Origin of the sequence: Mycolicibacterium austroafricanum (assembly GCF_000612725.1) — a bacterium.
In the GTDB taxonomy this organism is placed as follows: domain Bacteria; phylum Actinomycetota; class Actinomycetes; order Mycobacteriales; family Mycobacteriaceae; genus Mycobacterium; species Mycobacterium austroafricanum.
Window position 1 is genome coordinate 657,013 of sequence record NZ_HG964451.1, and the last position, 11,108, is coordinate 668,120.

Here is an 11,108-nt window from a genome sequence, read left to right on the forward strand (position 1 = left end):
AGTCCTCTCTCAATGTCTTTCGTCGCGGCGCTCGTGGCCCCGGCTGCGGTCAGGCGAAAATCCAGGTCACGAGCTTGCCCAGGCCCAGATCCACGCCACCGATGAGCGCCACCATGAACACCAGGAACAGGAGCACGACCGTCGTGTAGGTGGCCATCTCCTTGCGGTTGGGCCAGATGACCTTCCGCAGCTCGCCGACAACTTCCTTCAGGTAGTTGATGACGAAGACGAGCGGATTGCGGGACGGCCCGTCCTTGGGTTTCTTGGCCGTCTTCTTCTTGGCCTTGGGACCACTGCCGTCGTCGTCCTTGGAACCCGAACTGTCCGCCTCGGGGGCCTTGTCGGCGTCCCCGGCCTCGCCGGCGCGCCGCGACCGCTTGCCCGTGGGGCGTAGCGGGCGCGTCACCACCGCGGTCTGGCCGCGGTCACCGTCGTCGGTCTGTCCGCCGCTGTCGGTGTCTGCGGAGCTGACACCGTCGCGCTCGTCGCTCACCGCATGCTTCCTTTTCTGTTCGGGTTCATGTTCGCCGGAATGTGGGTCACCCCTCCAGTGTCCACCCTTGTCGAGTATTCAGTTGAGCAGGGGCGACAGGACTTGAACCTGCAACCTGCGGTTTTGGAGACCGCTGCTCTGCCAGTTGAGCTACGCCCCTTCGTGGATCCTTACGGGCCCACACAATTCGCGCGCTCCCCGTTCGGTCGATCTGAGCCGACGGACAGCGCGCTTAACTGGGAAAACCCGAAGCCCGAGTGTAGCGCGCCGAGGGTCCCAGTTACTAATCCACTTCTACTGCCCCGCGTCGTCGGCCGGGTCGTGCGCGACGGGCTTGCGGAGCACCTGGCCGGTTTCGGGGTCCCATCCGGCCGAGATCGAGTTGTCCCCTTCATGGCCCATCAGCGTGGTGAACGACTCCATCACGATTTCGCCCGCGTCATCGGTCAGGACGTTACGTGTCGTCACGATGTCGGCACCGAACCGCTCGTCCACGGTCAGGATGGTCAGCGCGCCCCGGAGTCGGTCGCCGTCCTTGATCGGACGGTGGAACAGGAACCGCTGGTCGACCTGCACGATCTGCAACGTCTCCAGACCCACGTCGACGTGCTGGAAGAAATGGTTCTGGATCATCACCGCGAAGATCGACATGAAAGTCGGCGGTGCGATGATCCCGCTGTGCCCGAGCTCGGCCGCCGCGGCCTCGTCGTGGGTGGCCGGATCCTTCGCCTTGACCGAGTTCGCGTATTGGCGGATCTGTTCGCGCGCAACGACGAAGACGTCAGGGTATTCCCAGACCATCCCGCGGATGTCGGTTTTGAGTGCCATCGACGCGACCTACGCGAGCTTCGCGACAGCGATGGCGCGACCGAAGATCTTCTTACCGCCGGAGGTGGCGCTCAGCGCGATGGTCACCGACTTCGATTCGGGGTCAACGGATTTCACACGGCCGTTGAACACGATCTCGGCGCCCTTGCCGTCGTTGGGGACGGGCACGACAGCAGTGAAGCGCACGTTGTACTCGGTGACCGCGGCCGGGTCGCCGACCCAGGACGTCACGTAGCCGCCACCCAGGCCCATCGTGAGCATGCCGTGCGCGATCGCGGTGTCCAGGCCGACCTGCTTGGCGATCTCGTCGTCCCAGTGGATCGGGTTGAGGTCGCCGGACACGCCCGCGTAGTTGACGAGGTCGGCCCGCGTCAGGGGGATGACCTTTTCGGGCAGCTGATCGCCGACTTTGACCGAACTGAACTCACGCAGTGCCATCTGAAAAGCCACTCTCTCCGTCTTCTTCGCTACGCCCCGCCAGCGTGGTGTAGCTCTCCTGCACAACCTCGCCGTTCTCGCGGCTGACGATGTTCTTGGTGACGATGATGTCGGTGCCGTGCGCCTTGCGGATCGAGTCGACCCACACGTCGCAGTAGAGCGTGTCACCGGCTTTGATGGGTGCGACGAACTTGAGAACCTGATCGACCTGCACGATCTTGGCGTCGGCGAGGGCGATGTTGTTGGCCTCGAACATCGCCCGCTGGGCCTGATACCCGAATACCGAGATGAAGGTCAGCGGGGCCAGCAGCGAGTCGTAGCCCAACTCGTCGGCGGCTGACTCCTCGAAGAAGGCGGCGTCGTCGTTCTTGACGGCCACGGCGTACTCACGGATCTTCTCGCGCCCGACTACGTAGTGGTCGGGATAGCGGAAGTGCGACCCGACGAGTCCGTCCAGCAGCGACACGAGTGATGAACCTACCTAGTCGACCTCAGCAACCGTGATTCGACGGCGCCGGCCCTCGTCCGTGTCGCCTAGCGCGACTCTTTGTGGGCCTGGTGCTTACCGCAGTTCGGGCAGAACTTCTTGATCTCGAGCCGGTCGGGATCGTTGCGGCGGTTCTTCTTCGTGATGTAGTTACGGTGCTTGCACACCTCGCAGGCCAAGGTGATCTTGGGCCGTACGTCGGTACTGGAGGCCACGTCAGTCGTCCTTCTTCTTCGCGTTCAGTCGCGCATTGTTCCTGTAGCGGTGGGGAGGCTCGATCTCCCGACCTCACGATTATGAGTCGTGCGCTCTAACCAGCTGAGCTACACCGCCCCGGACAGATCCAGGCTGGGCGCACTCGGTCGCTCCGCCCGGTATCCACCGAGCCCCCTAACGGAATCGAACCGTTGACCTTTTCCTTACCATGGAAACGCTCTGCCGACTGAGCTAAGGGGGCCTGCGCCCGCGTAAGTGCCGCGAGCCTTAAAGAGGGTACATTCTCAGGGTTTCCGGCGCCAAACCGCTGGTCATTGCGGCCGTTCGACCGGCAGAAAGACCCCTGCGCGCGGATTCGGCGGCCGCCACTGCATACGCTGACGGGCATGGCCGATTCGGACCGTCTCTACTTCAGACAGCTTCTCTCGGGCCGTGATTACGCGGCCGGCGACATGATCGCCCAGCAGATGCGCAACTTCGCCTACCTGATCGGTGACCGGGAGACCGGCGACACCGTCGTGGTGGACCCCGCCTACGCGGCCCAGGACCTGGTGGACGCGCTGGAAGCCGACGGCATGCAGCTGTCCGGTGTGCTCGTCACCCATCATCACCCCGACCACATCGGCGGCTCGATGATGGGCTTCGAGCTCAAGGGGCTGGCCGAGCTGTTGGAGCGGGTGAGTGTCCCGATCCACGTCAACGCTCATGAAGCGGATTGGGTTTCGCGGACCACCGGGATCGCGCGCAGCGAGCTGACGGCGCATCAGCACGGCGACAAGGTCTCGGTCGGTGACATCGACATCGAGCTGCTGCACACCCCGGGGCACACGCCGGGCAGTCAGTGTTTCCTGCTCGACGGCCGGCTGGTCGCCGGGGACACCCTGTTCCTGGAGGGATGTGGGCGCACCGACTTCCCCGGCGGCAACGTCGACGACATGTTCCGCAGCCTGCAGGCGCTCGCAGCGCTGCCCGGCGACCCCACGGTGTTCCCGGGTCACTGGTACTCCGCCGACCCCAGCGCGCCGCTGTCCGACGTCCGGCAGACGAACTATGTCTACCGCGCGAGCGATCTGGACCAGTGGCGCATGCTGATGGGCGGCTGACCGCAGGAATCCGCAGGCAGCGGCGCTGAACAATCGCCCAAACCGAAGACGTCCGACTCCGATTCTGGCAAACTCGAGAGCCGCGCTGTCACTTGCTCACGTCGGGGGTCTTCGTGAAGAACATCGCGTTGTGCTTCGGGGGCGACACCAATGCCGCGGTGCTGGCGGCGCTGCTGCGCCGTGACGGCGGTCAGACCGTGTGGTCCTGCAGCCGGGCCCAGCCGGCGGGCCGGGTCCGGCCGGGGGCCGGTCGCGCCGAGCTCGCGGCGGCGCGGGCCGCGGTCGCCGAGGCCTATCAGTTCCTGGTCGAGACGTGGGAGCCGGGTGACCGTCTGTTCCTGTTCGGAGCCGGCCGGGGTGCCGCGTGCGCGCGGGCGCTGGCACGGCTGCTCGGCACGTTCGGCGTGCTCGGCGACGACGTGCCCGGGTGGACGGTCGAGGACTTCCGGGAGTACGTCCTGGCGACCTACGCCATGCCCCGCACCCGTCGTGACAACACCGATTGGGAGCATGTCGGCCGGTTGGCGGCCGAGTTCTCGGGCGGCGCCGACCTCGCCGTCGCCGTCGAATACCTCGGGCTGTGGGACACGTTCGCGGTGCCGGGACTCCCTAGGCCGCAGGCCTGTGATCCGACGCCGAACGTGCTTGCCGCCCGGCACGCGGTCGCCATCGACGGGCACGGGCACCGCGGGCCGCAGCTGCTGGATCGCGGCGCCGACCGCGTGCAGGAGGTGTGGTTCCGCGGCGCGCACTGCGACGTCGCCGGCGAGCCGGGTGCCTGCTCAGCGCTGTCGGGCATCGCGCTGGACTGGATCCTCGACGGCGCCGTGCGGGCCGGGGCGGCGGTGTGCGAGCCGCCGTGCCAACTACCCCCGCACGCCCTGGACGCGTTGGCCGGCAGCGCGCACATCGTTGCGTTCCGCAAAGTTCCCGCCGACGCGGCGGTGCACGCCAGCGTCGCGTGCTTCCTGCGTGCCCATCCGTCGTACTGGCACCGCCTGCCCGCGCACGTGGTGTGGGCGGACCTGGACTGGGTGGCCCGGTCGGAGCGCCTGATACCGGTCCCGGCGCCACCGCCGAACCCCGCGCCGGAGATACCGGCACTCGCCACCGCCGGGTGACCGGGGGCAGCCGGGAGGTAGTGCGCACACCGCTGTTAGGTTCGATCGACTCGACAGCAGCGCCTCGGAAGGACCACCCGGCCATGACCAGCACCGTTTCCTACGAGTTCGCCGACTCCGTCGCCACCATCTCCCTCGATGACGGCAAGGTGAACGTGCTCGGGCCCGCGATGCAGGCCGCGATCAACGAGGCCCTCGACCGCGCCGAGGCCGACAAGGCCAAGGCCGTGGTGCTCGCCGGCAACTCGCGGGTGTTCAGCGGCGGCTTCGACCTTTCGGTGTTCCAGTCCGGCGACGCCGCCGCGGCGCTGGGCATGCTCGCCGGCGGTTTCGAGTTGTCGCTGCGCACGCTGACGTTCCCTGCACCGGTGATCGTCGCGGCGACGGGCCCCGCCATCGCGATGGGTTCGTTCCTGCTGCTGTCCACCGATCACCGGGTTGGCCAGCCGAAGTCGCGCTGCCAGGCCATCGAGGTGGCCATCGGCATGACCATCCCGATCTCGGCGCTGGAGATCATGCGGATGCGGCTGACCCCAGCGGCGTTCGAGCGCGGCGCGGCGCTGGCGGCGACGTTCGCGGGCGACGACGCGGTCGCCGGCGGCTGGCTCGATGAGATCGTGCCCGCCGACCAGGTTCTCGCCCGCGCCCAGCAGGTGGCAGGGGAGGCGGCGGCCACGCTGCACCCCGGCGCGCACCTGGCCACCAAGCTGAAGGCGCGCAAGCCGGCACTCGACGCGATCAGGGCCGGAATCGACGGCCTGGCAACCGAATTCAGCCTGGGCTAGCCCCACTCCTGATCCCGCGAACGTGCACCCACGGCAGTAGTCCCTCCGCGTCGACTGCCGGCGACGCACGCTCGCAGAGCGGCGCCGGTGTTTCCGGGACGTTTCGGCCGTGAGCTCCATCTAACGACTTCGTATTCCATCGCTAACCAACGCGCAACGGCGCGGGCCTGTAATCGAGTCAGCCGAAAGTCTTCTCGGCCTCGCAGGCACTGTCGCCGCGCGTACCGCATCGAGGAACGAACCACTGGAGCCCCCATGCCTTTTGACGAGTCCATCGCCGAGAACATCAAGACCTCGCTCGCCGAGATCCCACATCCCGCGCTGCCCAAGGGGTCCAGCATCTACGGCGGGACCAAGATCTTCCCGGACTACAAGGCCGAGAACGGGGAGAGCTATTTCACCCTCGTCCACGGCATCGCGCACGAATCCTCGGTCAGCTTCGTCGCGGTGCTCCAGGCCACCCGCGCGCTGCGCAAGGGCTTCGAGTCCGCGATCTACTTCTACGGCCCCGGTGCCATCAATTGCCTTGCCACCCGCGGCTTTCCGACCACCGGCGACTCCGGCTTCCCCGGTGAGCAGAACATCAACGACGCGCTGGGCACCTTCATCGGTGAAGGCGGAACGGTGTTCTGCTGCCGGTTCGGCCTCGCGCTGCACGGCGGCCGCGAGGAGGATCTGATCGAGGGTGTGATCCCGGCCCATCCGCTCGACGTGCAGGACGCGCTCATCCACTACGCGCGCAAGGGCGCCATCATCAATTCCACCTACATGGTCTGAAGCGGAACGGGATTGCCACGATGACCACACTCGCCGCGGTGTCGGCCAATTTCACCCGCGACCTCGAACAGAACTACGCGCTGATCGCCTCGCTGGCCGACGAGGCCAGACATCGGGGCGTGGACTTCCTCGCCCTGCCCGAGGCCGCGATCGGCGGCTATCTGTCCTCGCTGGGCAATCACGGCGACACGGTCCGCACCACCGCGAGGTCGCTGCCGCCGGCCATCCGGCTCGACGGCCCGGAGATCGCCAGGGTGCAGCAGATCGTCGGCGACCTCGTGGTGGCGATCGGGTTCTGCGAACTCGCCGACGACGGACACACCCGGTACAACGCCGCGGCGGTCCTCGACGGTTCGACGGTCTACGGGTCGTACCGCAAGGTGCACCAGCCGCTGGGCGAGGGCATGTCCTATTCGGCGGGCTCCGGTTACGGCGTGTTCGACACCCCGATCGGGCCGGTGGGTCTGCAGATCTGTTACGACAAGGCGTTTCCCGAGGCCGCCCGCATCATGGCGCTGCGGGGCGCCCAGGTGATCGCGAGCCTGTCGGCGTGGCCGGCGGCTCGCACCGCGACGGCCGAGAACCTGCAGGACGATCGGTGGACCTACCGGTTCAACCTGTTCGACACCGCACGCGCGCTGGACAACCAGGTGTTCTGGGTGGCGTCCAACCAGAGCGGCACGTTCGGGTCGCTGCGCTACGTCGGCAACGCCAAGGTCGTCGACCCGGGCGGGAACATCCTGGCCACAACGCTTCTCGGCAGCGGCATGGCGGTCGCGGAGGTGGACATCGACGAGACGTTCCGCACCATGCGGGCCGGCATGTTCCATCTGCGTGACCGCAGGCCCGACGTGTACGGGCCGATCACCGAGGTGGGCGCGGGAAGCGATCTCGCGCATGCCTGAGATGACCTTCCAGGTGCGCTGGCCCGACGGCATTGAGCAGCAGTGCTATTCGCCGAGCCTGGTGGTGCACGATCACCTCAGCGTCGGCGCCACCTACACGGTCGCCGAGTTCGTCGAGCGCACCGGCCGCGCGATGGCCGAGGCCGGCGACCGGGTGCGCGCCAAGTTCGGCTTCGCCTGCACCTCGGCCGCCGCCACCGCCGAAGCGGTGGCCCGGGCCGCCGCCCGCTACCCCGGCGACGCCGTCCTGCGCGTCGTCACGATGCACCCCGAACTGGAGTTGCCATGAGCACGCACGTCCCCGTCGCGGTCATCGGCGGCGGTCAGGCCGGGTTGTCGGTCAGCTGGTACCTGAGCCGCGCCGGCATCGACCACGTCGTCCTCGAAGCTGCGACCCCGGTGCACGCCTGGGCCGACAGCCGCTGGGACAACTTCACACTGGTGACGCCGAACTGGCACTGCCGGCTGCCCGGCTACGCCTATGACGGGCCCGACCCGGACGGCTTCATGACCCGCGACGAGGTGGTGGACTGGCTGTCGGGCTGGCTGGATACGTTCGACGCCCCGGTGCGCACCCACACCCGGGTCACCCGGCTGCGCAACGGAACCGACGGCGGGTTCGAGCTCACGCTGCGCACCGACGCCGGCGAAGAGACGCTGTCGTGCGCGCACGCGGTCGTCGCGACCGGCGGATACCCGATCCCGGTGCTGCCGAGTTTCGCAGGCGCGCTGGCTCCCTCGGTCACCCAGATTCACTCCGAGCAGTACCGCAACGCCGGCCAACTGCCCGACGGCGCGGTGCTGGTGGTCGGGACCGGCCAGTCCGGCGCCCAGATCGCCGAGGACCTGCATCTGGCCGGGCGGCAGGTGCATCTCGCGGTCGGCAACGCGCCCAGGGTGGCCCGGTTCTACCGGGGCCGGGACTGCATGACGTGGCTGGCGGACATGGGGCTGTACGACCGGCCCGCTGCGGAGTATCCCGGCGGCAAGGCGGCCATCGAGAAGACCAACCACTACGTCACCGGCCGCGACGGGGGCCGCGACATCGACCTGCGCCGCTTCGCCGCCGAAGGCATGAGGCTCTACGGCACCCTGGTCGGCGGGCACGACACCGCCGTCCAGTTCGCGCCGACGCTGCGCCGCGCGCTCGACCACGCCGACGTGGTGTACAACTCGATCTGCGCCGACATCGACGCCTACATCGAGCGGACGGGCGCCACCGCCGGGCCACCGGGACGTTACACGCCGGTGTGGGAGCCCGAAACCGAGCCGACCGCACTGGATCTGGCGGCCGAGGGGGTGACGGCAATCGTGTGGGCCATCGGCTACCGGCCCGACTACCGCTGGATCGAGGCCAGCGCCTTCGACGGGGGCGGACGTCCGATGCAGAACCGCGGGGTCACCACCGTGCCCGGACTGAGCTTCATCGGGCTGCCGTGGATGCACACCTGGGGGTCGGGCCGTTTCCTCGGCATCGACAGCGACGCGCGGCACATCGCCGAAACGATCATCGGTGCCCACCGGGACAGTGCGCCCGCGTCCCCGCTGCGCCTGGCGGTAGGCGGCTGAGAACATGACTCCTCCCAACACCACGACCTCCACGCGCGTCGACCTCGCCCTGCTCGGCATCCGCGGCAGGCCACCGGTGAGCCGCACCGCGGGGGCCGGTCCCAGCGACGACGGCCACCTCGTCATCGACGGTCTGAACGCCGCGTTGCCGCGGAACCCGCAGAGCCCGTTCGCGTTCGACGGCGACAGGATCCTCTACGACGGCCACGACACCGGCCTGGACGTCGAGGTGATCGAACGCCCGAAGTTCTACGATCTGACCACCGTCGACGGGGTGCGCTACGAGCAGCTGGCCCGGCTGCACGGCCGGAACGTGTTGGCCACCACGGTGGTTCAGACGTGCATCCGTTACTCCCCCGATCAGCGGTGCCGGTTCTGCTCCATCGAGGAGTCGCTGCGCGCCGGAGCGACGACGGCGGTGAAGCGGCCCGCCGAACTGGCCGAGGTCGCCCGCGCCGCCGTCCGGCTCGACGGCGTCACCCAGATGGTGATGACCACGGGCACGTCGGCGGGCACCGACCGCGGCGCCCGGCACCTGGCCCGCTGCGTGCGCGCGGTGAAGGCCGCGGTGCCGCAGCTGCCGATCCAGGTGCAGTGCGAGCCGCCCGCCGAGCTGGGTGTGCTCGCCGAACTGCACGAGGCCGGCGCCGACGCGATCGGCATCCACGTGGAATCCCTCGACGACGACGTGCGCCGCCGCTGGATGCCCGGAAAGGCGACGGTCCCGCTGGCGCAGTACCGGGCCGCCTGGCGGGAGGCGGTGAAGGTGTTCGGCCGCAACCAGGTGTCGACCTATCTTCTGGTCGGCCTCGGCGAGGATCCCGGGGAGCTGGTCGCGGGCGCCGCCGAGCTGATCAAGATGGGCGTCTACCCGTTCGTGGTGCCGTTCCGCCCACACCCCGGCACGTTGGCCGTCGACGTCGACGGCGCCACCGCGCCCGACGCCACGGTGGTGGAGAAGGTGTCCCGGGAGATCGCCGGCCTGTTGCGGTCGGCCGGCATGGCAGGCACCGACCAGAAGGCGGGCTGCGCCGCGTGCGGCGCCTGCGGCGTGCTGCAGAGCCTGGGCGGGTGAAACCGATGCTTTTCCAAGCGATCTCACCCCACCGCGGCGAGTTGTCGATCCTGGCCGGGTCGCGGCCTGCGACCGGCGGGCAGTTCCTGATCCGCCTGGCCGGCGCGCCGGAGCTGCGGGCCTACCACCGGTTGCGGCAGGAGTCGTTCGTCGTCGAGCAGGGCATGTTCAGCGGCACCGACCGTGACGACCTCGACGACGATCCCCGGACCGTGGTGCTGGTCGCCGTCGCCGCCGACGGCACGGTGCTCGGCGGCGTCCGGCTGGCGCCGGCCTGCGCACCGGACATCGGGTGGTGGACGGGCAGCAGGTTGGTGGCCGACCCGGCCGCGCGCGCGGCGGGCCTGGGCCCGGCGCTGGTCCGCGCCGCCTGCGCGCACGCGGAATCGGTCGGCGCGCTGCGCTTCGAGGCCACGGTGCAGCACCGCTACGCGCCGATGTTCGTCGGGCTGGGCTGGACCGACGAAGGCGGGTGTGTGGTGGCGGGCCGGCCGCACGTGGTGATGCGATGGCCGCTCGATCCCGTTCAGCGCGTCGCGGCCGCGACGAAGTCCTTTCTCGGCGAGGTGCTCGATCCGCTGCGTCGGGTGCCGAACGGGCTGGGCCCCAAGGGTTTCGTCGGCGACGACGGCGTACCGGTGCCGGGCGGTGACGTGGTCGCCGCGTGCGACGCGATCATCCCGTCGATGGTCGAACGGGACCCGGAGTGGGCGGGCTGGTGTTCGGTGCTCGTCAACGTCAACGACCTGTCGGCGATGGGTGCGACACCCACCGGCCTGCTCGATGCGGTCGGCGCGCCGAACCGGTCACTGCTGACGCGCATCGTGCGCGGGGTGGCCAACGCCTCGCAGGCGTGGCGGGTCCCGGTGCTCGGCGGGCACACCCAGCTCGGGGTGCCGGCATCGCTGGCGGTGACGGCGCTGGGCCGCACGGCCGATCCGGTGCCCGCGGCCGGCGGCGCGGCGGGTGATGCGCTGCGTCTGACCGTGGACCTGAGCGGCCGGTGGCGGCCGGGGTACCACGGCAGGCAGTGGGACTCGACGAGCGCCAGATGCCCCGACGACCTGGCGCGGATGGGGTCCTATGTCGCCGCGGCCCGCCCGCGGGCGGCCAAAGACGTCAGCATGGCCGGTATCGCGGGGACGGCGGGGATGCTCGCCGAGGCCGGCGGCGTCGGCGCCGAGATCGACGTCGCCGCGGTCCCCCGCCCCCGGGACGCCGACATGGGGTCCTGGATGACGTGTTTCCCGGGCTTCGGGATGCTCACCGCGGGCGGGGTGGGGGCGGCGCCGTTGCCCGACGGGGTCGCCA

At 69.2% G+C, this 11,108-nt stretch carries 14 protein-coding genes and 3 tRNA genes; 9 read left to right on the forward strand and 8 right to left on the reverse strand.

The window, feature by feature from the left end:
* Positions 1-49 precede the first annotated feature (49 nt).
* From secE to BN976_RS09845, 8 genes are all read right to left on the reverse strand, one after another.
* Positions 50-493, reverse strand: a complete 444-nt coding sequence (secE, locus tag BN976_RS09810) for a preprotein translocase subunit SecE (protein WP_011778501.1) — start codon at positions 491-493, stop codon at positions 50-52.
* A gap of 87 nt (positions 494-580) precedes the next feature.
* Positions 581-653: transfer RNA gene (locus BN976_RS09815), tRNA-Trp, on the reverse strand.
* A gap of 134 nt (positions 654-787) precedes the next feature.
* Positions 788-1,321: a (3R)-hydroxyacyl-ACP dehydratase subunit HadC gene (hadC, locus tag BN976_RS09820; protein ID WP_011778500.1), complete on the reverse strand. Its 534-nt coding sequence runs from the start codon at positions 1,319-1,321 to the stop codon at positions 788-790.
* Positions 1,322-1,330: 9 nt separating this feature from the next.
* The gene (gene hadB, locus BN976_RS09825; RefSeq protein WP_011778499.1) at positions 1,331-1,759 is read right to left on the reverse strand and encodes a (3R)-hydroxyacyl-ACP dehydratase subunit HadB; all 429 of its coding nucleotides are present in this window, start codon (positions 1,757-1,759) and stop codon (positions 1,331-1,333) included.
* Positions 1,746-2,225 (reverse strand): (3R)-hydroxyacyl-ACP dehydratase subunit HadA, encoded by a 480-nt coding sequence (gene hadA, locus BN976_RS09830; RefSeq protein WP_036370207.1) that lies wholly within the window; start codon positions 2,223-2,225, stop codon positions 1,746-1,748. Before hadA ends, hadB begins: the two co-directional genes overlap by 14 nt.
* A gap of 68 nt (positions 2,226-2,293) precedes the next feature.
* On the reverse strand, positions 2,294-2,461 hold the full coding sequence (gene rpmG, locus BN976_RS09835; RefSeq protein ID WP_003929651.1) for a 50S ribosomal protein L33: 168 nt from the start codon (positions 2,459-2,461) through the stop codon (positions 2,294-2,296).
* Between the two features lie 44 nt (positions 2,462-2,505).
* Positions 2,506-2,579: transfer RNA gene (locus BN976_RS09840), tRNA-Met, on the reverse strand.
* A gap of 51 nt (positions 2,580-2,630) precedes the next feature.
* Positions 2,631-2,703: transfer RNA gene (locus tag BN976_RS09845), tRNA-Thr, on the reverse strand.
* A 145-nt stretch (positions 2,704-2,848) separates the two neighbouring features.
* Between BN976_RS09845 and BN976_RS09850 the strand changes: the two genes are divergently transcribed.
* From BN976_RS09850 to BN976_RS09890, 9 genes are all read left to right on the forward strand, one after another.
* Positions 2,849-3,565: an MBL fold metallo-hydrolase gene (locus BN976_RS09850; protein ID WP_036370209.1), complete on the forward strand. Its 717-nt coding sequence runs from the start codon at positions 2,849-2,851 to the stop codon at positions 3,563-3,565.
* 113 nt (positions 3,566-3,678) lie between these two features.
* The gene (locus BN976_RS09855) at positions 3,679-4,686 is read left to right on the forward strand and encodes a phospholipase effector Tle1 domain-containing protein (protein WP_011778496.1); all 1,008 of its coding nucleotides are present in this window, start codon (positions 3,679-3,681) and stop codon (positions 4,684-4,686) included.
* A gap of 83 nt (positions 4,687-4,769) precedes the next feature.
* Complete coding sequence (locus BN976_RS09860; protein WP_011778495.1) at positions 4,770-5,471, forward strand: crotonase/enoyl-CoA hydratase family protein; 702 nt, start codon at positions 4,770-4,772, stop codon at positions 5,469-5,471.
* A 255-nt stretch (positions 5,472-5,726) separates the two neighbouring features.
* Positions 5,727-6,248: an MSMEG_0572/Sll0783 family nitrogen starvation response protein gene (locus tag BN976_RS09865; protein WP_011778494.1), complete on the forward strand. Its 522-nt coding sequence runs from the start codon at positions 5,727-5,729 to the stop codon at positions 6,246-6,248.
* Between the two features lie 20 nt (positions 6,249-6,268).
* Positions 6,269-7,153, forward strand: coding sequence for a carbon-nitrogen hydrolase family protein (locus BN976_RS09870; protein WP_036370211.1), 885 nt, complete (start codon positions 6,269-6,271; stop codon positions 7,151-7,153).
* Positions 7,146-7,442: an MSMEG_0570 family nitrogen starvation response protein gene (locus BN976_RS09875; protein WP_011778492.1), complete on the forward strand. Its 297-nt coding sequence runs from the start codon at positions 7,146-7,148 to the stop codon at positions 7,440-7,442. The genes BN976_RS09870 and BN976_RS09875 overlap by 8 nt, the downstream gene beginning before the upstream one ends.
* A complete protein-coding gene (locus tag BN976_RS09880) occupies positions 7,439-8,722 on the forward strand; it encodes an MSMEG_0569 family flavin-dependent oxidoreductase (protein ID WP_036370213.1) in 1,284 nt (427 codons plus the stop codon). The genes BN976_RS09875 and BN976_RS09880 overlap by 4 nt, the downstream gene beginning before the upstream one ends.
* 4 nt (positions 8,723-8,726) lie before the next feature.
* Positions 8,727-9,797 (forward strand): MSMEG_0568 family radical SAM protein, encoded by a 1,071-nt coding sequence (locus BN976_RS09885; protein WP_011778490.1) that lies wholly within the window; start codon positions 8,727-8,729, stop codon positions 9,795-9,797.
* A gap of 5 nt (positions 9,798-9,802) precedes the next feature.
* Positions 9,803-11,108: MSMEG_0567/sll0787 family protein (locus BN976_RS09890; protein ID WP_036370534.1), on the forward strand; the 1,306-nt coding region annotated here is incomplete at its 3' end.